Origin of the sequence: Streptosporangium amethystogenes (genome assembly GCF_000721075.1) — a bacterium.
Lineage (GTDB): Bacteria > Actinomycetota > Actinomycetes > Streptosporangiales > Streptosporangiaceae > Streptosporangium > Streptosporangium amethystogenes.
Genome location: NZ_JOEQ01000005.1, coordinates 175,904 through 196,091 on the forward strand (window position 1 = coordinate 175,904; position 20,188 = coordinate 196,091).

Genomic DNA, 20,188 nt, shown 5'->3' on the forward strand with positions numbered 1-20,188 from the left:
GGGCCGGGCGCGGGTGGGGCTGGGCGTATAAGGTCCGGAGCGTGGAACCCGTCATCGCCGTGTTGCTGGTCGTCGCCCTGATCGGGGTACCCGCCCTGGTGCTGTGGCGGGTGCTGCGAGGGCGCAGGGAACTGGGCAGCAGCCCGGCCGAGCGGGCCACCTTCGAGACCCTGCACACCGCCTCCCTCGCCGCGCCGCCGCTGCGGGCCGGGCTGACCGAGGCGGGAGCGCAGAAGGCGTCCCGGCACCTGCGGGAACTGCTGGGCTCCCCGGCGCTGGCGGTCACCGACGAGGAGAGGCTGCTGGTCTACGACGGCGAGGGCGACGACCATCACGCCCGTGAGGCGTTCACCCACGCCGCCAAGACGCTCAGCGGGGGCCGGACCCGGGTCCTCGGTCCCGAAGTCGTCTGGTGCGACCTTCCCGAGTGCCCGATCAGGTTCGCCGTGGTGGTGCCGCTGACCACCGACGGGCGGGTGGTCGGTTCCCTGGCCGCGTACGGCGGGCACGCCTCGGCGGGGCTGGTCAGGGCCGCCCACGAGGTCGCGAACTGGGTCGACTCGCAGCTGGAGCTGGCCGAACTCGACAGGTCCAGGACACGCCTGATGGAGGCCGAGGTCCGGGCGCTGCGCGCGCAGATCTCCCCGCACTTCATCTACAACTCGCTGACGACCATCGCCAGCTTCGTCCGTTCCGATCCTGACCGCTCCCGTGAGCTGCTGCTGGAGTTCGCCGATTTCACCCGCTACTCTTTCCGGCGGCACGGGGAGTTCACCACGCTGGCCGAGGAACTGCGTTCCATCGACCGCTACCTCATCCTGGAACGTGCCCGCTTCGGCGACCAGCTTCAGGTGACGCTGCGCATCGCCCCGGAGGTGCTCGCGGTCGCGGTGCCGTTCCTGTGCCTGCAGCCGCTGGTGGAGAACGCGGTCCAGCACGGGCTGGAGAGCAAGCCCGGGATAGGGCGCATCTCGATCGTCGCCGAGGACGCCGGGGCGGAATGCCGGATCAGCGTGGAGGACGACGGCGTCGGCATGGAACCGGACCGCCTGCGCCGCATCCTGGCCGGTGACGCCGACGAGCGCTCGGGGGCGGGAGGAGTGGGACTGGTCAATGTGGACGAGCGGTTGCGCCAGGTCTACGGGGACGAGTACGGCCTGGTGGCGGAGACGGCCAAGGGGGCGGGTACGAAGGTCAGTGTCCGCCTGCCGAAGTACCACCCGGGTGTCTCCGTCCGTTGAACCGTGCCCGATCGGCCGTCCCGCTCGCGGTCGGACTCCTTCGGCGCTCTGCCCGTCCGCCCGCCGTGCCGTTCACCGGCTACCGGGCTCTCCGGTCTGACCGGGCGCCCATATCCGATTAAGTCTTCCCCTGAATATGAAAAAGTTGACAGGCGATGTCTAATTCATCACCCTCTAGAAATTCCCGCGTGAACGACCTGGAGGAATGACCGTGACCGGCCTGCGTGTCCTTGCGGTGGACGACGAGCTTCCCGCGCTGGAGGACCTGGCCTACCTGCTCCGGGACGACCCCCGCATCGGAGAGGTCTCCCTGGCCAGGGACGGGGCCGCCGCGCTGCGCGTGCTGGACCGGGCGATCGCCGACGGGCGGCCGATCGACGCGGTCTTCCTCGACATCCGGATGCGCGGTCTGGACGGGGTGGTGCTCGGCCGGCTGCTCTCGCAGTTCGCCAACCCGCCCCGGGTGGTCTTCGTGACGGCCTACGAGGAGCACGCGGTGGACGCCTTCGAGATCAAGGCGGAGGACTACCTGCTCAAGCCGGTGCGGCCGGAGCGGCTGGCCGAGGCCATCCGGCGGGTGTTCGTCTCGGCGGAGCTGCCGGAGAGCGAGGGCGCGGGCCGTACCGACCCCGACACCATCCCGGTCGAACTGGGCGGTGTCACCAGATTCGTGGCCAGCACCGAGGTCCGCTACGTCGAGGCGCAGGGGGACTACGCCCGCCTGCACACCGCGGGCGGCAGTCACCTCGTGCGCATCTCGCTGGCCACCTTGGAGGAGCGCTGGTCGCTGGCGGGTTTCGTCCGGGTGCACCGCAGCCACCTGGTCGCGGTCAAGCACATCGACGAGTTGCACATCGACTCGGGCCGGTGCGTGGTCCGCATCGGTGAGACCGAGATCCCGGTCAGTCGCCGCCACACCCGCGAGCTGCGCGATCTCCTGGTCCGCCGGGCGCGCAAGGGCAGGCCGGAGTGAGCCGCGACCCAGGGGCCAGGGAGGAGGCCGAGCCGCGCCGGTGGATCACCGACCGGTCGCGCAAGGATTCCGAGCGACCGGGTAAGGAGCCCGACCGCTCACGCAGGGAGCCCGAGCGGCCGCGGCGCGAGGTGGTGACCAGCCCTCGCACCATGGCACCCCGCCACCTCCGCTACCCGGTCACCCGAGAGATCGACGAGCAGACCCGGCTGGGTGAGATCTACATGCGCTCGCTGGTCCGCACCCAGTTCCGGCTGGCCCTGTTCGTCTGCACGGTGCTGGGCTGTGTGGTGGTGGGGCTGCCGCTGCTGTTCCTGCTGGTGCCCGAGTTGCACGCGGTCCGCCTGCTGGGGATCCCGCTGCCCTGGGCGGTGCTGGCCGGTCTGATCTACCCGGCGTTCGTGATCGGTGCCTGGCTCTATGTCCGGCAGGCGGAGCGGAACGAGCGCCACTTCGCCGAGCTGGTGGACAGGGCACGTTGACCCCCCTGCAGGGCCGGGAGCCCGAGGTCTGCACACCGGGAGGCGTCAGATGAGCACCGCGTACGGTGTGACGGCGGTCGTGCTGGTGGTGCTGGCCGCGGTGCTGATCGGCGCTTTCGGGATCCGGCTGTCGCGGACCACCTCCGACTTCTACGTCGCCTCCCGCACGGTCTCCCCGCTGTGGAACGCCTCGGCCATCGGTGGGGAGTACCTGTCGGCCGCGAGCTTCCTGGGCGTCGCCGGGCTGATCCTCACCTATGGCGCGGACATGCTCTGGCTGCCGGTCGGCTGGACGGGCGGTTATCTGGTGCTGCTCGTGCTGGTCTCGGCTCCGCTGCGCCGTTCGGGCGCCTACACGCTGCCCGACTTCGCCGAGGCGCGGCTGGAGTCGATGGCGGTGCGGCGGATGGCCGGGGTGCTGGTCGTGCTGATCGGCTGGCTGTACCTGATGCCGCAGTTCCAGAGCGCGGGCCTGGTCCTGCGGGCCATCACCGGCGCCCCGGAGTGGGCGGGGGGCCTGCTGGTGGCGGCCGTGGTCGCGGTGAACGTGATGTCGGGGGGTATGCGGTCGATCACGTTCGTGCAGGCCTTCCAGTACTGGCTGAAGCTCACGGCCCTGGCCGTGCCGCTGGCGTTCCTGTTGCTGGCGTGGCGGAGCGGGGGAGCCCCGGGGCTGAGTGAGCGGGATGTGGCCACCTGGGCGCTGCCGCTCTCCAGCGGCAGGGAGTACGGCCTCTACTCGACCTACTCGTTGATCCTGGCCACGTTTCTGGGCACCATGGGGCTGCCGCACGTGCTGGTCCGCTTCTACACCAACCCCGACGGCCGGGCCGCCCGCCGTACGACGCTGGTGGTCCTGTCGTTGCTCGGCGCCTTCTACCTGCTGCCGGCCGTCTATGGCGCGCTGGGCAGGATCTACGTCCCGGAGTTGGAGGGCAGTGACACGGTGGTGCTCACACTGCCGGGACGACTGATCGGCGGTGTGGCCGGCGACCTGCTGACGGCGCTGGTGACGGCCGGGGCGTTCGCGGCGTTCCTGTCGACCTCCTCCGGGCTGACGGTCTCGGTCGCCGGGGTCATCGGGCAGGACATTCTCAAGGGAGGAGTGCGGTCGTTCCGGGCGGCGGCGGTGCTCGCCGTGATCGTTCCGCTGGGCCTGGCGGCCCTGGCCCGCTCGCTACCGGTCGCCGACGTCGTCGGCCTGGCGTTCGCGGTTGCGGCCTCCTCCTTCTGCCCGTTGCTGGTGCTGGGCATCTGGTGGCGGCGGCTGACTCCCGCCGGGGCGATGGCGGGGCTGCTCGTCGGTGGTGGCCTGGCCTGCGGCGCGGTTCTGATGACGATCGGAGGGGGGCCCTATCCCGGTCTGCTGGGCGCCATGCTGGCCCAGCCCGCCGCGTGGACGGTGCCGATCGCCTTTCTCGTCATGGTGCTGGTCTCGCTGCTGACGCCGGGGCGTATCCCGCCGAACGTGGCCCGTACGATGGTGCGCCTGCACACCCCGGAGATCCTCGACCTGGACCGGGGTGACTGGCGGCCCCGCTCCTCCTGACGGGACCGGCGAGTCGCCCGGCCGGGTCTCCTCGGCGGTGACCGTTCGTCGCGCGGGACAGACCTTTCACCGCAAGCCACGTCCAGCTGAACGCGACGCGGCGGCGCCTCGGCGAAGAGTCCGCGAGCGGGTCTCCACGAAGGGTGCTGTCCCCTCCTACGTTATCCGTGATCCAGATCACATTTGTGGGAGGTCTTGTGACCGCCAGGCAACATGACTCATCGGTCTACGAAGAGATTCAGGCCGGTGAACAGTTCCAGGAGTTGAAGAGGCGTTTTCGGGCCTGGGCGTTCCCGATGACTGCGGCGTTCCTCGGGTGGTACCTGCTCTACGTCGTCCTTTCCGGCTGGGCACGTGACTTCATGGGCACGAAGGTCCTGGGCAACATCAACGTGGCGCTGATCTTCGGTCTGCTCCAGTTCGTGTCGACGTTCGGGATCGCCTGGGCCTACTCCCGTTTCGCCGAGAAGAAGCTCGACCCGCTGGCTGACGAGATCCGTCACCAGGCCGAGGGGAAGACCGAATGAGCCACCAGACCCTGTCCACGATCCTGTTCCTGCTCTTCGTCGCGGGAACGCTGGGGATCACCTTCTGGGCCAGCCGCAACACCAAGGACGCCACCGACTTCTACGCCGGTGGCCGGTCCTTCAGCGGCGTGCAGAACGGCCTCGCCATCGGTGGCGACTACATGTCGGCCGCGAGCTTCCTGGGCATCGCCGGGATCATCGCGCTGTCGGGCTACGACGGCTTCCTGTACTCGATCGGCTTCCTGGTCGCCTGGCTGGTGGCGTTGCTGCTGGTCGCCGAGCTGATGCGCAACTCCGGCAAGTTCACCATGGCCGACGTGCTGGCCTTCCGGATGAGCCCCCGCCCGGTCCGTACCGCGGCGGGTGTGTCCACCATCACGGTGTCGATCTTCTACCTGCTGGCCCAGATGGTCGGCGCGGGCGCGCTGGTCGGCCTGCTGCTCGGCGTCACCTCGCCGGCGGGCAAGGCGCTCACGATCGTCGGCGTGGGTGTCCTGATGATCGTCTATGTGGTCGTCGGCGGCATGAAGGGCACCACCTGGGTGCAGATCGTCAAGGCGGTGCTGCTCATGAGCGGCGCCACCCTGGTCACCCTGCTGGTCCTCGGCCACTACGGTTTCAACCTGTCCGGTCTGCTCGGCGACGCCGCCACGCAGAGCGGAAAGGGCGACGCCTTCCTCAACGCGGGCCTGAAGTACGGCACCGAGGCGCAGGGTATCGCGGGCAAGATCGACCTGATCAGCCTGGGCCTGGCACTGGTGCTCGGCACCGCGGGCCTGCCGCACATCCTGATCCGCTTCTACACGGTTCCCACCGCGCGGGAGGCGCGTAAGTCGGTGCTGTGGGGTATCGGCATCATCGGCGTCTTCTACCTGCTGACCCTGGTGCTCGGCTTCGGCGCGGCGGCGCTGGTCGGCGGGGACGCGATCGTGGCACAGGACAAGGCGGGCAACACGGCGGCGCCGATGCTCGCCGAAGCGGTCGGCAAGGCCATCTTCGGCGACGTCGGAGGCACGATCCTGCTGGCCGTCATCGCGGCGGTCGCCTTCGCCACGATCCTGGCGGTCGTCGCCGGGCTGACGCTGGCGTCGAGTTCCTCCTTCGCCCACGACCTGTACGCGCACGTGTTCAAGCGCGGCAACGTCACCGACAAGGAGGAGGTCCTGGTCGCCCGGATCTCGGCCTTCGTCATCGGCGCGGTCGCCATCGGGCTCGGCATCCTCGCCCAGGGGCAGAACGTGGCCTTCCTGGTCGCGCTCGCCTTCGCCGTGGCGGCCTCGGGGAACCTGCCCGCGATCCTCTACAGCCTGTTCTGGAAGCGGTTCAACACCGCGGGCGCGGTCTCGGCCATCTACGGCGGCCTGGTCTCGGCGCTGGTCCTGGTGGTCTTCTCGCCGGTGGTGTCCGGCAGCGCCACCGCGCTGTTTCCCGACGCGAACTTCGCCTGGTTCCCGCTGAGCAACCCCGGCATCGTCTCGATCCCGCTCGGCTTCCTGGCAGGGTTCGTCGGCGCGCGCCTCAGCAAGGAGTACAGCGCCGGCAAGTACGCGGAGATCGAGGTCCGCTCGCTCACCGGCATCGGTGCCGAGCAGGCCACCTCGCACCAGCCTGTCGGCGGGGTCCAGCGGCAGCCCGGCACCGACCCTGAGCTGGAGCCCAGTACCGACTAGGTGCCGGCCCGGCACAGCTCCCGAACCCGACCGGGGTCCGGCCGCACCGCGGCCGGGCCCCGCCGTGTCCTTCTAGCGGGACGCCTCGTCCAGCAGGGCCAGCTCGTCGGCGGACAGCGTCAGGTCGGCGACCGCGAGCAGCGGCCGAAGCTGCTCGACGTTACGGGCGCTGGCGATCGGCGCGGCCACCGTGGGCTGGGCGGCCAGCCAGGCGAGGGCGACGGTGGCCGGGGCGGCTCCGTGGGAGGCGGCGACCTTGTCCAGGGCGTCGAGCACCCTCGGCCCGCGCTCCGACTTCAGGTATCTCGCCGCCTGTCCCGCGCGGACGCTGTCCACCGTGACCCCCGGCCGGTACTTGCCGGTCAGGAAGCCGCGGGCCAGGCCGTAGTACGGCGTGCTGGTCAGCCCCGCCTCGGCCACCACGTCGCGCAGTGCCCCCTCGTAGTCGCGTTCGAGAAGGTTGTAGTGCTGCTGCAGCACCCCGTACCGGGCCAGGCCGTCCCGTTCGGAGATCGCCAGCGCCTCCGCGAGCCGCTCGGCGCTGTAGTTCGAGGCGCCGATGTTCCGTACCTTGCCTTCGGTGACCAGGTCGTCGAACGCGCCGAGGGTCTCCTCCAGGGGCGTGGCCGCGTCGTCGATGTGGGCCCAGTACAGATCGATGTAGTCGGTACGCAGCCGCCGGAGCGAGTCCTCGGCCGCCGCTCGGATGTTGGCCGCCGACAGCCCGGTGCGGCCGTTCAGTGAACCCACCTTGGTCGCCACCACGATCCGGTCACGGTTGCGGCGGGAGGCCGTCCACTCGCCGATGACGGTCTCGGACTCCCCGCCGACGTGTCCGGGCACCCACGCGGAATAGACGTCCGCAGTGTCGATGAAATTGCCGCCCGCCTCGGCGTAGGCGTCCAGGACCGCGAAGGAGTCGTTCCGGTCCGCGGTCCAGCCGAATACGTTGCCGCCGAGACAGAGAGGAAACAGGTTCAGCTCAGAAAAGCTCATGGGCTAACTCTATTTCTAGAGTAATCGCGCGGGTGCGGGGCATCGGTGACAGCCGTCGGAGCGCTATTATGTGCGACGTCAATAAGACTGTCGGAGGCTCCCATGGCACCCGGTTCACGGTTACGCGGACTCCTCATCGGTGCTGTGGTCGCGGGCGGTCTTTTCGTCCTGGCGGTGGCCGCCGCGATCGCCCTGATCTCCAACCAGAGCGGGACCGTCGCGGACCCGCCGGGCCCTTCCACTTCGGAGCGGCCCGCGACCTCGGAGCGGCCCCGCACGCCGGACGCGTCCAGGAGGCCGGGAGGGGTTCCCGACGGTGTCAAGGTGGTCGGGGAGAAGCGGTCCGGCGGTCGCCGGATGGACCTGACCCTGCGCTCGGCGGCCCTCGACGACGTCACCCGGGTGCGGCTGCTGCTGCCCAAGGGCTGGTCCAGGGACGCGGGCAGGACCTGGCCGACGCTCTGGCTGCTCCACGGGGGGCTCGACGACTACACGGGATGGTCGAAGTCCGACGTCGAGAGGTTCACGGAGAACGATCAGGTCATCGTGGTCATGCCCGACGGCGGCAAGTGCGGCAGCTACTCCGACTGGTACAACGGCGGCGGGGGCGGGTCGCCCAGGTGGGCGACCTACCACCTCAAGGAGTTGCTTCCGCTGCTGGAGAGCAGGTACGCCGCGGGCAAGGAGCGGGCCATCGCCGGATACTCCATGGGCGGCCAGGGCGCGATGCTGTACGCGGCGGACGGTGGTTTCAAGGCCGCGGCCTCCTTCAGCGGCGCGGTGCACATTCTCATGCCCGGGGTCGAGCTGGCGGTCATGCTCGGCACCACGGCGGGCTGTTTCGGCACCGACTGGAAGCGGATCTGGGGTGATCCGCGGGAGAATCGCGAGGTGTGGGAGCGGCACGACCCGTACCATCTGGCGGGCAGGTTGCGCGGGGTCCGCCTTTACCTGGCCTCGGGCGACGGCGGCAAGGGGGACGGTGAGCTGTTCGGGGACATCACCGAGGAACTCGCCCACAAGGCGACGCTGGCCTTTGCCGGCCGCCTGCAGTCGCTGGACATCCCCTTCCAGCCGCACTTCTACTCGGGGCGTCACAACATGACCTACTGGAACCGGGAACTCCGCCGGGCGCTGCCCATGCTCCTGGAGGCTGTCGGAGCCCGATGAGCCCTTTCCGCTCCTCCCGCCGACCGCGAGGACGGATATTGGGCATAAGGGGGCATAAAGGAAGAGGGGGAGGCCGCCCGAACGCTTCGCCGTCCGGCGGCGATGTTTCTCCGGGAGGCACCGACGGCGATTCTCCGGGAGGCACCGATGGCGATCGCGACGATCAACCCGGCCACGGGCGAGACCCTCAGGACGTTCGACCCGATCGGCGAGGAGGAGGTGGAACGGCGGCTGGCACTCGCCGCCGCCGCGTTCCACGAGTACCGGAAGGTCGACTTCAAGCAGCGGGCGGTCTGGATGCACGCCGCCGCCACCCTGTTCCGGGCCGAGCAGGAGCGGCTGGCGCGGCTGGTGAGCACCGAGATGGGCAAGACGCTGGCCGCCGCCCACTGCGAGGTGGACATGTGCGTGCGGGAGATGCGCTTCTTCGCCGACCACGCCGAGGAGTTCCTCGCGGACGAGTCGGTAGACGGGCCCGCCGTGGGCGCGCGGCAGGCGTACGTGCGCTACCAGCCGCTGGGCCCCGTCCTCGGGATCACCTCGTGGGACTTTCCCCTCTGGCAGGTGGTCAGGTCTGCCGCGCCCGCCCTGATGGCGGGCAACGTCTGCCTGTTCAAGCACGCGCCGAACGTGCCGCAGACGGCGCTGCACCTGGGCGGGCTGTTCGCCAGGGCCGGTTTTCCCGAGGGATGCGCACAGGTCCTGCTGATCGAGCCCGAACAGGTCGAGCCGTTGTTGCGCGATCGGCGGGTGGCGGCCGTCACCCTCACCGGGGCCGATCGGGAGGGTCGCTCGGTCGCCGCGATCGCGGGCTGGGAGATCAAGAAGACGGTCCTGGAACTGGGCGGCTCCGACCCCTACGTCGTCATGCCCTCCGCCGACCTGGACGAGGCCACCGCCGTCGGGGTCACCTCGCGGGTGCGCAACAACGGCCAGTCCTCCGTCGCGGCCAAGCGGTTCATCGTGCACGAGGAGGTCTACGACGACTTCGCCGGGTTGTTCGTGGCGCTGATGGAGTCGCTGCGGCTCGGTGACCCCGCGGACGAGGCGACGGACGTGGGACCGCTCGCCACCCGGCAGGGCCGCGACCACGTCGAGTCGCAGGTCGCCAACGCCGCGGGGCTCGGCGCCCGGGTGCTCTGCGGGGGAGTGAGCCCGGATCGGCCCGGCTGGTTCTACGAACCGACGGTGATCACCGGCATCACCTCGGAGATGCGGATGTTCCACGAGGAGGTCCGCGGCCCGGTGGCCGCGCTGTACCGGGTCGCGGACATCGACGAGGCGATCGCCCTGGCCAACGCGACCCCCTTCGGGCTCGCCGCCGCCGCCTGGAGCGGCGACGTGGCGGAGCAGGAACGCCTCGTCTCCGAGATCGAGGCAGGCATGGTGTACGTCAACGGGATGGTCTCCGCCTACCCTCAACTGCCGTTCGGCGGTGTCAAGAGCTCCGGGTACGGACGCGGGCTGTCGGCGTACGGCATCCGTGAGTTCTGCGACGCCAAGACCGTCTGGATCGGCTGATCGCCCGCCGCGCCTCGGCGCGGAGTCCTCAGGCGGGCACCATCTGCCTGGCCGGGAGGCTGTCCACCGGGGCGAGCCGTCCGGCGGGCTCGATCTGCTCCATCAGCTCGTCCATGGCCTCCTGCAGGTGGCCCATGAGCCGCCACACATCGGCCACCCGGTCCGGGCAGGACAGGATGCCGAAGTCGAGCGAGCCGTCATAGGAGAAGCAGGTGATGTTGACCCCGCCGCTCACGTCGGTCAGCACGGACATGGGGTGGTAGGCGAGCACCCTGGCCCCGCACAGGTACAGCGGGAGTTGCGGTCCAGGCACGTTCGAGACGATCAGATTGATCGGCGGCAGCATGATCGAGGCCAGCCGGAACACCCTGGAGGTCGCCAGCGCGGTGACGGCCGCGGGCAGCATCGACGACAGCTCGCTCAGCCAGCCGGTGGGGGAGCCGGCGAACCGCCGCTTGGCGGTGTGCATCGTCCGCGCCATGACGCGCAGGCGCTCGCGGGGACAGGCCAGGTCGGTCGGGATGGGGGTGACCATGACGGAGATCTGGTTACCGACCATGTCCTGGGCGCTCGCGGTGCGGACCGCGACCGGGACCGCGGCGATCAGCGGCCGGTCGGGCAGCGCGTCGCGCTCATGTAGCCAGGCGCGCAGCGCCGAGGCGCACAGCGTCATGACCACGTCGTTGACGCTGGCCCCCGAACTCCTGGCCACCCGTTTGACGTCCGCCAGCGGGATCGACCCGTAGGAGAAACGCCGCTCGGGGCCGATCGGGCCGTTGAACGGTGTGCGCGGCGCCGTCAGCATGGGCAGTTCCGGCAGCTCCCGCACCCTTCCGGTGATCATCCGGGTGGCGGCGGCCACCTGCCGGGCACCCGGCAGCGCCGAGGCCAGCGGCATCGTGTCGAGTTCGGTCGCCATGCGGCCCAGCGAGTACAGCGTTCTGGCGGGCTGCATCACCGACCTGGCCACGGCCCCGGCGAGCATGCCCGCCAGACCGGGGGCGGTGGTCCGCGGCGTGGGCGCGGGCCGCTCGACGACGCGAGGCTCGGGCGTCAGATCCAGCAGCGCGGCGAGTGTCTCCGCTCCCGAGACCCCGTCGATGGCGCAGTGGTGGACCTTGGCGTACAGGGCGACCCGGCCACCGGTCAGTCCCTGGATGAGATGCATCTCCCAGAGCGGGCGGCCCCGGTCGAGGCGACGCTCGTGGATCCGGGCCACCTCTTCGGCAAGCTGGGCGTCGTCGCCCGGCGCGGCCAGGGTCACCTCGTGGACGTGGCCGGCGACATCGAGATCGGGGTCCTCCGTCCAGTAGGGCCGGTCGAGGTCGAACGGCACGGTGGCCAGGCGAAGCCTCAGCGCCGGGGCCAGGTGCACCCGCTCGCGGAGCAGCCCGATCAGGCACTCGCGGGTGACGGCCCCCGCCCGGGAACAGGCCGGGTCGAGGATGGCAAGTCCCGCGACATGGGCCGCCGTGGTCGCCGATTCTGCGTGAAGGAACTGCGCGTCGAGCGCGGTCAGCTGGCGCATCGGTCGAGCCTCCTGGCGGAAGATGGGAGAACACGTATTGCCATCATCAGGTCGGCACGTTTCCCTCTCGTTTCCTCCGTGGGACCGCGGATGTCTTTCCGGCGAGGCATGGAGGCCCAGTCGATCATCGCGTTAGGTGACATTCCCATTTCGCTCGGTAGTCACGCCTGTCGGATGGAGGTGTCCGGGGGATTCTTTCCGAAGGTGATACCGGGGCGCGGGCATCCGGAGCCGTGGGCCGAGCCGTTCGGCCGGATCGGGCTCCCGGTCAGCCGCTCACGACGGTCACGGGGTGGCAGACGACGGCGTCGAAGAGGTAGCCGAAGTCGTTGTGCGTGGTGTGCGACGGCTGGACCACGCCGGTCTCGTCGGTGGCGCGGGCGAGCAGGAAGTGCCGGCCGCTCTCCGCGGGTTTCCAGGTGACCTGCCAGCGGGTCCAGGTGGATGCCACGTGCGGTCCGCGCAGCGGAGCACGCTGCCAGGTGGCGCCGCCGTCCAGGCTCACCTCCACGTCGGCGATCCGGCCGTTGCCCGACCACGACCGCCCGCGCAGCACGTAGGGGCGCCCGGCGACCAGGGTGGCGTTCCAGGGCAGCTCGAAGGCGCTCCTGACTCCCTGCGTGGTCAGCGGGGCACCGCCCTGCGGCGGGTAGGCGTCGCCGAACATCCGGTAGAACTCGGTGTTCCAGGGCGAGGACAGCGGCGAGGTGGACACCTCGATGTCGCCGACCCACTTGACCGAGGCCAGGCCGATCCAGCCGGGGACGACCAGTCGCACGGGGTGGCCGTGGTCGGGCGGGAGCGGCTCGTCGTTCATCTCGTAGGCGAGGATGACGTCCCGCAGCGCCTTGGTCGCCGGGATCGGGCGGCGTACCCGGCCGTGGTCGACCCCGTCGGCCACGTAGGCGGGGTCGAGTCCGCGGGCCATGACGTCGACGGCGTCCGGGGTGATCCCGGCCCGTTCCAGCACCGTGGCCAGCGGCACCCCGCGCCAGCGGGCCACCCCGATGCCGCCGAGCAGCCACGGGGTGCCGGTGACCTCCTGGTGCTGCTGGGTGGTGAAGAGGCTCCGCCCGTTGCCCGCGCACTCGATCGCCACGTCGCGTGTCACCGAGGGCATCGCGAGTAGTTCCTCATAGCCGAAACTCCGGGGGGCGCTCAGGCCCGTGCCGTGCAGCCGTAGTCGCCAGGTGGCCGCGTCGATGATCGGGGTGGTGGTGTGGTTGCGGACGAAGAACCGGTCGTTGGGCACGTGGAACCCGACGTCGCCCATGGCGTCCCAACGCATCTCGGCATTGGTCTCGTGCTCGACGAACAGCTCCGGCGGCAGCGGCTTGACGATCCCCGAGGCGGACGGCCCGTCGCCCGAGGCCCCGCCGTCGCCGCCCCTGTCGTCGAGGGTCCTGCCGTCGACGGTGGCCAGCCGGAGCCGGTCGGGGGCCTCCTGCGGGATCTGTCCGGCTCGGGCGCGCCGACGGCCGGCCTCGTCGTCGAGGTTCTCGTACGGCATCCGGCACCGCTCCTCTCTACACCTATTTCCTACCAGTAAACTATGTAATGCACGATGGGTGTCACGTCCTTGCCGTTCTCAATCATCCCCTCAACGACCGAGGAAAGCCAGCAGCCGCTCCAGCGGCCAGGTGTTGATCACATCGTCGCCGGTGAGCCAGCCGCGCTGGGCGACACCGATGCCGAACCGCTGGTTGTCGAGATGGGGAACCGCGTGGGCGTCGCTGTCGATGGAGAATCTCACACCGTGGTGCCGCGCCAGCCGCACCAGGTCCGAGGGGAGGTCGGAGCGGTCGGGGAAGGAGTCGATCTCCATCGCGGTGCCGGTGCGGGCCGCAGCGCGGAACACCTCGTCCCAGTCGGCGTCCACCGGTCCTCGGGCGCCGATCCTGCGGGTGGTCGGGTGGCCGATGATGTGCACGTGGGGGTTCTCACACGCGGTGACGAGGCGCCGGGTCATCTCCTCGCGGGACTGGGTGAAGTGCGAGTGGACGCTGGCCACGCACACGTCGAAGCCCGCCAGCACCTCGGCCGGCCAGTCGACCGAGCCGTCGGGGGCGATGTTCAGCTCGCTGCCGTGCAGCAGCCGCATCCCCGGATATCCCTCCTGCAGCCGGTGCAGCCGCTCGCGCTGCTCCAGGGCCGCCTCCAGCGTCATCCGCTGCATCGCCAGGTCGGGCGCATGGTCGGTCACCGCGTAGTAGGAGTAGCCGCGAGCGTGGGCGGCGGCGACCATGTCCTCCAGCGAGGCGATCCCGTCGGTCAGGTCGGTGTGGGTGTGCAGGTCGCCCCGCAGATCCTCCAGGGTGACCAGCTCGGGCAGCTCGCCGGCGAGCGCGGCGGCGATCTCACCGGTGTCCTCGCGCAGGGTCGGCGGGATCCACTCCATGCCGAACGCGTGGAACACCTCCTCCTCGGTCGCGGCCGCGATCACCCGCTCCCCCTCGAAGAGGCCGTACTCCGACAGCTTCCAGCCCTTCTTCACCGTGATCTCCCGCAGGTGCACCGTGTGCTCCTTGGAGCCGGTGAAGTACATCAGTGCGGCGCCCCACGACTCGGCGGGGACCAGGCGCAGGTCGACCTGGACACCCTGGGCGGTGCGGATCGAGGTCTTCTTGTCGCCCGAGGCGATGACCTCCGCGACATAGGGCTGGGCCTTGAAATCGTCCATCAGCGACTCGGGGCCGACCGCGAGGATGTCGATGTCGCCGATGGTGTCCTTCATCCGGCGCAGCGACCCGGCGTAGGCGATCCGCTCGGCACCCGGCAGTGAGGCGATGACCCGCTCCGCCAGGTCCATGGCGACTCCGATGTGCATCCTGGCGCTGTTCTCCGCCAGCTGCTCGACCCCCTTGAGCAGGTTCTCCACGGTCTTGGCGCCGAAGCCCCTGACGCCCTCCAGACGCCCCTCCCCGATGGCCTTCACCAGTGCCTCGGGGGAGTCGATGCCCAGCTCCTGGTAGAGGAAGACCGCCTTCTTCGGCCCGAGCGAGGCCACCCGGGTCAGCCGCCGCACCCCCTGGGGAACCTTCCCCCGCAGGTCGTCGAGCTGCCGGAAGCCGCCCCGCGCCAGGTATTCCTCGACCTTCTTGGCGATCGCCTCACCCACCCCCGGCACGCTTCGCACGGGCACGGTCGTGATGTCCTCGGGAAAGCCCGCGATCGCCTTGGCCGCCTTCTGGTAACTGCGGACCCGGAACGCGTCGCCGCCGGTCATCGCGAACAGCTCGGCGTACTCCTCCAGAGCGGCCGCGACGTCGTCGTTAGCTCGTGCCATGAGGCCAGCCTAGAAGATCGCACCGACAGTTCCCGCTCCCGGCCGGCCTCAGGCCCCGTCCAGATCGGGAAGGTCCGCCGGATAGGTCAGCAGATGGCCGCACATGCCATCACGGGGCACGGAGGGCAGCCGGGTGACCGCCGCCTCGCGCAGGTGGGCCAGGTCGCCGGCGCGGAGCGCGGCCAGCCGGGCGCCCGTCGTCTCCGCCGCGCGCAGCGGGCCCTGGCGCCAGCGGGACTCGAAGGCGTCCAGGTGGGGGCCGACGAGGCGGGCGGCGGCCTCAAGGAAGGCGGCGAAACCGGGACGGCCCGCGGCACGGAGCCGCAGGAACCCCTCGACGGCCAGGTCACGGCGCTCGCGCGGGGCCGAGCGCGCGGCCCCGGCGTAGCCGGCCGGATCGGCGAGGACGTCGGGGGGGAAGGTCAGGACGGCGTCGCCGGCCTCGGGCAGGCCGCTGTTCTGCATGAGCACCACGATGCGCAGATCACCGCCGTTGACCAGGCGATGAACGGTGCCGGGGGTGAACCAGACGACGGAGCCGGGGGCCAGCGCCGTCTCCTGGTAACCGTCCCAGGTCAGGGTCTGCACACTGCCGGAACCGGCCACCACGGCGTACGCCTCGGCACACACGGTGTGCAGGTGCGGCGAGCCACCGCGCAGGCCGTCGGCGGCGGGCCAGTCGTAGACGGTCAGATCGCTCACGCCGGTGCCGAACATGGGTGCTCCCTGGGTCTCTCACGCCGGTGCCGGACACGGGTGCCTCCGGACGTACGCCTCCAGCCGGGGACGGTCCCACGCGCCGGTGGCCACGACCATCCGGTAGCGCAGCCGCAGCGTCGCGCCGGGCGGCAGGATCAGTTCGCGATGGAACGCGATGGACGGGTTGACCGCCGCGAACGGCGTCGTGCGGACGAACCAGACGGTGGGCTGGGCGCTCTGGAACAGCAGGGTGGAGGAGCGGTCGACCTCGTCATGGGTGCCGCCGTAGGCCAGCCACGCCGACTCCCGGCCCATCATCTCCGGCCCCTCGCCGCCTTCGGCGATCACCCGGCCGTGCTCGAAGGAGCGGGGCCCGCGCCAGAACAGGCCGCAGTACCCGGCCATCGGGCGGCCGGAGGTGGTGGGACTGCCGAAGACCAGGTCCCTTCCGCGTACGTTGGTGATCGCGGTGGACAGCTCCAGCGCCCATGAGTCGTCGCCGACGTCGCCGATCTCGAAGGTCCGCACCTCGTCCACCCAGTGCTCGCCGCCCTGGGTGTGCCAGGTCAGCCGCTCCACGCCCGGGGCGGGGAACTCCTCGTGCCGCATGGTCCCGTTGTTCGGCAGGTCCACGTATCCGGCGGCCGCGCGGACGTAGCTGCCGCCGCCCCAGAAGTTCTCCCCCGACAGGTCCGAGACGGTCAGCTGCAGGCCCCGGTGCCAGCGGTGGTCGTGCGGGCGGTAGGCGCTGACCACGTCGCCCGCCAGGGTCCTGATCGGGTGGAAGTAGGGCTTGGGCGATTCGAACACCGGCGTTTCCGGCCGGTGGACGTAGCGCAGGATCTCGACGCCGCGCTCGGTGAAGGTCAGCTCCATGCGCGTCCGTCCAGGCGATGGTAGAAGGGGTGGTCGGGGGTGAGGTCGGTGCGGAGCACGGGCCGGCCGGTGAACGCCGAGGCGTACAGGCCGGTGATCAGTTCGAGCGACCGGCGCCCCTCGGGGCCGCTCATCGGCGGGCGCTCACAGCGCTCGTAGGCGTCCAGCAGCTCCGCCAGCTGCGCCTCGTGCGAGCTCGGCAGGTCGCTCGGCGGGTTCCAGCGCTCCGAGGTGGACCTCCAGTCGGCGTTGCGGTAGCCGTACAGGTGGCGCAGCTCCACCGTCGCCTCGGCGTAGTCGAAGCGCAGGTAGCTCTCCTCGCGCCGGGACAGCACGCTGTTGACCACCGAGGCCATGGCTCCGGAGGCGAAGCGGACGGCGGCCATCGAGACGTCCTCGGTCTCGATCCGGCGGTCCAGCGTGCCGGTCATCGCGCGGATCTCCGACCAGTCGCCCAGGATCGACAACATGAGGTCCATCTGGTGGATGCCGTGCCCCATGGTGGGGCCGCCGCCTTCGGTCTCCCAGCGGCCGCGCCAGGGCGCCTCGAAGTAGGCGTGGTCGCGGTACCAGGCGGTCACGCAGAGCGCGACGAGCGGGCGGCCCAGCTCGGGGGCGAGGGCGCGCAGGTGGCGCGCACCGGAGCCGAACCGGTGCTGGGAGACCACCGAGGCGTAGCCGGGCCCCTCGGCCGAGGTGATCAGGTCGTACTCGGCCAACGACCGGCAGGCGGGTTTCTCGATCCACACCCAGGCGCCGGCCTTCAGGCAGGCCCTCGCCTGGGCGGCGTGCAGGTGCGGCGGGGTGCACAGGTGGACGAGGTCGGGCCGCTCGGCGTCGAGCAGCGCCTCCAGGGAGGGGTACGCCCGCGGGATCGCGTGCTCGGCGCAGAACGCCCTGACCCGAGCCTCGTCGGTGTCCGCGGCGGCCACCACCCGCGCCCGGTGCGACTGGGTGCGCAGCGCGGGCAGATGGCAGATCCCCGCGATGCCGCCGGTGCCCACGACCGCCACCCGGATCATCCGCGTCCTTTCCACGGGGAGGCCGTCTCCGGTACCGGGCGCGTCAACGTACGACGACCGTGGTCAGGGAACGCGGAGGGAGGGTGAGGGTCCGCTCCGGCCGCAGACCCGCGAGCGGCGTGGCCGCGAGTGAGTGGTCGCCGTCGGTCAGGTAGGAGGTGGCCCGGCCTGCCCGGGTGGTGATCCTGGTGGAGACGGGGACGGTGGCGGTGTTGAGGATCTCCACGACCTCCGAGCCACCGGCGTTGCGGAAGGCGGTGACCTTCAGCGCCGGGTCGGCGGCCGTGACGGCGAGCCGGGCCGCGCCCGGCCGGATGAAGCGGCTGTAGGCGGCCAGTGCCCACAGGCGCTTGGAGACGCGGTAGGTCGAGGTGGCCTCGTCGATCTGGATCAGGCCCCGGGTGGCACCGCGCGAGGCGCCGAACCAAAAGACGTAGCCGTTCGCCTTGCCCAGGGTGAGCGAGTCGTGGATCTGCTGGGCGACCGCGAGGCCGTCGTAGCCGCTGCCGTCGTCCCACGCCTCGTTCCAGGTGCTTCCGTTGGGCGACCACTCCGACATCCAGACCGGCCGGCCCGTGGGCAGCGGGCCGTCCACCGGGCTGACGTAGGGATGGCCGGCGTGGGTGGCGACCCACCGCCGCGCGGCGGGGTCGGCCTCGATGGCGCGGGTGTACTCGCGCTGCTCGGCCCAGCCGGCGGCATCGCAGCAGATCACCTTGAGGCCGGCGCGGGCCGCCGTGGGCCCGAGGACCTTGACGAACTCGGCGGCCTGGTCCGGGGTGAAGCGCATCGAGGCGTACGAGACGGTGAGGTCGGGCTCGTTGGTGAACCCGAGGTCGGTGATCTTGATGCCCTCCCGGGCGTAGAACCTCGCGTACTGCACCAGGTAGTCGGCGTACGCCTGCCGCCACGCCGGGAGCAGGGTGCCGCCGTCGCTGTCGGAGCCGTTGTCCTTCATGTAGCCGGGGGCGCTCCAGGCGTCGGCGTAGAAACGGTTCACGCCGTAGCGTCTGGCCTCCTTGGCCAGCCAGACCTGGCCGCCGTCCTCGCCGTCCCAGACGTACTTCGGCGGCGCGTCCGGGCCGCCGGGATCCTCGGGCTGGATGGAGGTCATCAGGTCGTACGGGCTGCCGGCGGGGGAGGAGCCGATGCCCAGGCGCAGGATGCTGAGCCCGGCGCCCTTCTCCGGGCTCAGCCAGAGGTCGAGGATCTCCCGCTGCTTGGCGGCGGGCAGCGCGCGGACCAGTTCGTTGCGCCGGAAGGCCTGGGAGAAGCCGAAACCGTCGATCCGCTGGAGCACGCCGTGCTGATCCACCCGGATTGGGGAAGCGCTTTCCTTAACGGCAGGGCCAAGCCCGAGAAGGGGGAGCAGGAGGATCGGTGTCAGTAGTGCCCTGTGACGTCGTGACATGCGGGAACCCGCTTTCCGAAAGTTTCACAAGATTACCGAGACTTTTCGTGTCGATCACCGTAAATGTTTCGGAGGGCGGCAGTCAACAGCTGTCAGGACGGGCGGTGCTGTCGCGGACCACGAGGTCGGTGGCCAGCTCCACCCGCCGGGGCTCGTGCCCGCCGCGGTCGAGGCCGAGCACCATCCGGGTGGCCAGCGCGGCCATCTCCTGGAGCGGCTGGCGCACGGTGGTCAGCGGCGGCCAGGCGGAACGTGCCAACGGCAGGTCGTCGAAGCCCACCACCGACAGGTCCTTCGGCACCCGCAGGCCGCGCTGCCTGGCCGCCTCGAAGACGCCGAACGCCTGCATGTCACTGCCGGCGAAGATCGCGGTGGGCGGGTCCGCCGCCGACAGCAGCGCGTGGCCCAGGTCGCGGCCCGAGCCGACCAGGAAGTCGCCGTACCCGATGAGCGAGGGGTCCACCGCGATCCCCGCGGTCTCCAGCGCGGCGCGGTAGCCGTCGATGCGGGCCCGGCTGCACAGCATGCCGGCCGGGCCGCCGATCATCCCGATCCGGCGGTGGCCCAGTTCCAGCAGGTGGCGGGTGGCGGCCAGGCCGCCGCTCCAGTTGGTGGCGCCGACCGAGGCGACCCCCGGCGGCGGCTCGCCCTCCGGGTCCACCACCACGAAGGGGATGGACCTGGCGGCCAGCTGGCCGTGCTGGGCGGCGCTGATCCGCGAGCCGATCAGGATGGCCCCGTCGGTGCGCCGGGTGGCGATCCGCTCCACCCAGTCCCGGCCCGGGCCCGCGTGGCTGTGCAGTACCGAGACGACCACGCCGGCGTCGACCTCGCGGGCCGCGGTCTCCACGCCGCGCACCAGCTCCATCGCCCACGGGCTCTCGATCTCGGTGAAGACCAGGTCCACCAGGCCGACGGGCTCGTCGCCCTGGCCGGTCCTGCGGATGTAGCCGTGCTTGTGCAGCAGGCGCTCGATCCGCTGCCTGGTCTCGGAGGCGACCTCGGGCCGCCCGTTGATGACTTTCGAGACCGTGGGCGCGGAGACCCCGGCCTCCTCGGCGATCAGGGCGATCGTCACCCGCCTGTTGGATGGCATGCGGCGAATACTAACCGAAAACTTTCGGAGGCCCGTAAGAGGGCCGTCTTCGTTGCTGTTCGAGCTCGCTACCACGGTGGCTATTGACGCGTAACCGGCAATTTACCTATCCTCCGGGTCACGAAATGTTCGGGGAACATA

17 protein-coding genes are annotated in these 20,188 nt (G+C 70.7%); 8 read left to right on the plus strand and 9 right to left on the minus strand.

All coding sequences use genetic code 11. The features are described from left to right. Window positions 1–41: 41 nt before the first annotated feature. The 6 genes from IG98_RS0108670 to IG98_RS0108695 all read left to right on the plus strand — a co-directional run bounded on the left by IG98_RS0108670 (window position 42) and on the right by IG98_RS0108695 (window position 6,442). Window positions 42–1,241, plus strand: a complete 1,200-nt coding sequence (locus tag IG98_RS0108670) for a sensor histidine kinase (RefSeq protein ID WP_030908171.1) — start codon at window positions 42–44, stop codon at window positions 1,239–1,241. Between the two features lie 211 nt (window positions 1,242–1,452). Next, window positions 1,453–2,214 (plus strand): LytR/AlgR family response regulator transcription factor, encoded by a 762-nt coding sequence (locus IG98_RS0108675; protein WP_211263913.1) that lies wholly within the window; start codon window positions 1,453–1,455, stop codon window positions 2,212–2,214. Beyond that, on the plus strand, window positions 2,211–2,696 hold the full coding sequence (locus IG98_RS44635; protein WP_245651454.1) for a hypothetical protein: 486 nt from the start codon (window positions 2,211–2,213) through the stop codon (window positions 2,694–2,696). Before IG98_RS0108675 ends, IG98_RS44635 begins: the two co-directional genes overlap by 4 nt. A gap of 49 nt (window positions 2,697–2,745) precedes the next feature. Continuing rightward, on the plus strand, window positions 2,746–4,245 hold the full coding sequence (locus IG98_RS0108685) for a sodium/solute symporter (RefSeq protein WP_030908179.1): 1,500 nt from the start codon (window positions 2,746–2,748) through the stop codon (window positions 4,243–4,245). A gap of 197 nt (window positions 4,246–4,442) precedes the next feature. Then, a complete protein-coding gene (locus IG98_RS0108690) occupies window positions 4,443–4,772 on the plus strand; it encodes a DUF485 domain-containing protein (protein ID WP_030908181.1) in 330 nt (109 codons plus the stop codon). After that, window positions 4,769–6,442, plus strand: a complete 1,674-nt coding sequence (locus IG98_RS0108695; protein ID WP_245651455.1) for a solute symporter family protein — start codon at window positions 4,769–4,771, stop codon at window positions 6,440–6,442. The genes IG98_RS0108690 and IG98_RS0108695 overlap by 4 nt, the downstream gene beginning before the upstream one ends. A 72-nt stretch (window positions 6,443–6,514) precedes the next feature. Here the strand turns inward: IG98_RS0108695 and IG98_RS0108700 are convergent, their stop codons facing one another. Next, a complete protein-coding gene (locus IG98_RS0108700; RefSeq protein ID WP_030908186.1) occupies window positions 6,515–7,438 on the minus strand; it encodes an aldo/keto reductase in 924 nt (307 codons plus the stop codon). A 102-nt stretch (window positions 7,439–7,540) separates the two neighbouring features. On the opposite strand from IG98_RS0108700, the gene IG98_RS0108705 reads away from it, so the two are divergent. Then, window positions 7,541–8,608 (plus strand): alpha/beta hydrolase, encoded by a 1,068-nt coding sequence (locus IG98_RS0108705; protein WP_030908188.1) that lies wholly within the window; start codon window positions 7,541–7,543, stop codon window positions 8,606–8,608. 147 nt (window positions 8,609–8,755) lie between these two features. After that, window positions 8,756–10,129, plus strand: a complete 1,374-nt coding sequence (locus IG98_RS0108710; RefSeq protein WP_030908191.1) for an aldehyde dehydrogenase family protein — start codon at window positions 8,756–8,758, stop codon at window positions 10,127–10,129. 28 nt (window positions 10,130–10,157) lie between these two features. Here the strand turns inward: IG98_RS0108710 and IG98_RS0108715 are convergent, their stop codons facing one another. The 8 genes from IG98_RS0108715 to IG98_RS0108750 all read right to left on the minus strand — a co-directional run bounded on the left by IG98_RS0108715 (window position 10,158) and on the right by IG98_RS0108750 (window position 20,047). Continuing rightward, on the minus strand, window positions 10,158–11,657 hold the full coding sequence (locus tag IG98_RS0108715; RefSeq protein ID WP_051751868.1) for a WS/DGAT/MGAT family O-acyltransferase: 1,500 nt from the start codon (window positions 11,655–11,657) through the stop codon (window positions 10,158–10,160). A gap of 268 nt (window positions 11,658–11,925) precedes the next feature. Beyond that, window positions 11,926–13,167, minus strand: coding sequence for a sulfite oxidase (locus IG98_RS0108720; protein ID WP_030908197.1), 1,242 nt, complete (start codon window positions 13,165–13,167; stop codon window positions 11,926–11,928). 90 nt (window positions 13,168–13,257) lie between these two features. Then, window positions 13,258–14,943, minus strand: a complete 1,686-nt coding sequence (polX, locus tag IG98_RS0108725; RefSeq protein ID WP_030908201.1) for a DNA polymerase/3'-5' exonuclease PolX — start codon at window positions 14,941–14,943, stop codon at window positions 13,258–13,260. 48 nt (window positions 14,944–14,991) lie between these two features. Further along, window positions 14,992–15,660, minus strand: coding sequence for a cupin domain-containing protein (locus IG98_RS0108730; RefSeq protein ID WP_030908206.1), 669 nt, complete (start codon window positions 15,658–15,660; stop codon window positions 14,992–14,994). 18 nt (window positions 15,661–15,678) lie between these two features. Continuing rightward, window positions 15,679–16,518 (minus strand): DUF6807 domain-containing protein, encoded by an 840-nt coding sequence (locus IG98_RS0108735; RefSeq protein ID WP_051751870.1) that lies wholly within the window; start codon window positions 16,516–16,518, stop codon window positions 15,679–15,681. Continuing rightward, the gene (locus IG98_RS0108740; RefSeq protein WP_030908212.1) at window positions 16,509–17,540 is read right to left on the minus strand and encodes a Gfo/Idh/MocA family protein; all 1,032 of its coding nucleotides are present in this window, start codon (window positions 17,538–17,540) and stop codon (window positions 16,509–16,511) included. The genes IG98_RS0108735 and IG98_RS0108740 overlap by 10 nt, the downstream gene beginning before the upstream one ends. A 43-nt stretch (window positions 17,541–17,583) precedes the next feature. Beyond that, complete coding sequence (locus IG98_RS0108745) at window positions 17,584–18,855, minus strand: glycoside hydrolase family 30 protein (RefSeq protein WP_245651456.1); 1,272 nt, start codon at window positions 18,853–18,855, stop codon at window positions 17,584–17,586. Window positions 18,856–19,033: 178 nt separating this feature from the next. Continuing rightward, window positions 19,034–20,047: a LacI family DNA-binding transcriptional regulator gene (locus IG98_RS0108750; protein ID WP_030908219.1), complete on the minus strand. Its 1,014-nt coding sequence runs from the start codon at window positions 20,045–20,047 to the stop codon at window positions 19,034–19,036. Window positions 20,048–20,188: the final 141 nt, after the last annotated feature.

Coding starts and splice junctions, on each gene's coding strand:
- IG98_RS0108685 (WP_030908179.1), top strand. CDS start 2,746: ATGAGCACCGCGTACGGTGTGACGGCGGTCGTGCTGGTGGTGCTGGCC.
- IG98_RS0108695 (WP_245651455.1), top strand. CDS start 4,769: ATGAGCCACCAGACCCTGTCCACGATCCTGTTCCTGCTCTTCGTCGCG.
- IG98_RS0108700 (WP_030908186.1), bottom strand. CDS start 7,438: ATGAGCTTTTCTGAGCTGAACCTGTTTCCTCTCTGTCTCGGCGGCAAC.
- IG98_RS0108705 (WP_030908188.1), top strand. CDS start 7,541: ATGGCACCCGGTTCACGGTTACGCGGACTCCTCATCGGTGCTGTGGTC.
- IG98_RS0108710 (WP_030908191.1), top strand. CDS start 8,756: ATGGCGATCGCGACGATCAACCCGGCCACGGGCGAGACCCTCAGGACG.
- IG98_RS0108715 (WP_051751868.1), bottom strand. CDS start 11,657: ATGCGCCAGCTGACCGCGCTCGACGCGCAGTTCCTTCACGCAGAATCG.
- IG98_RS0108720 (WP_030908197.1), bottom strand. CDS start 13,167: ATGCCGTACGAGAACCTCGACGACGAGGCCGGCCGTCGGCGCGCCCGA.
- polX (WP_030908201.1), bottom strand. CDS start 14,943: ATGGCACGAGCTAACGACGACGTCGCGGCCGCTCTGGAGGAGTACGCC.
- IG98_RS0108730 (WP_030908206.1), bottom strand. CDS start 15,660: ATGTTCGGCACCGGCGTGAGCGATCTGACCGTCTACGACTGGCCCGCC.
- IG98_RS0108735 (WP_051751870.1), bottom strand. CDS start 16,518: ATGGAGCTGACCTTCACCGAGCGCGGCGTCGAGATCCTGCGCTACGTC.
- IG98_RS0108740 (WP_030908212.1), bottom strand. CDS start 17,540: ATGATCCGGGTGGCGGTCGTGGGCACCGGCGGCATCGCGGGGATCTGC.
- IG98_RS0108750 (WP_030908219.1), bottom strand. CDS start 20,047: ATGCCATCCAACAGGCGGGTGACGATCGCCCTGATCGCCGAGGAGGCC.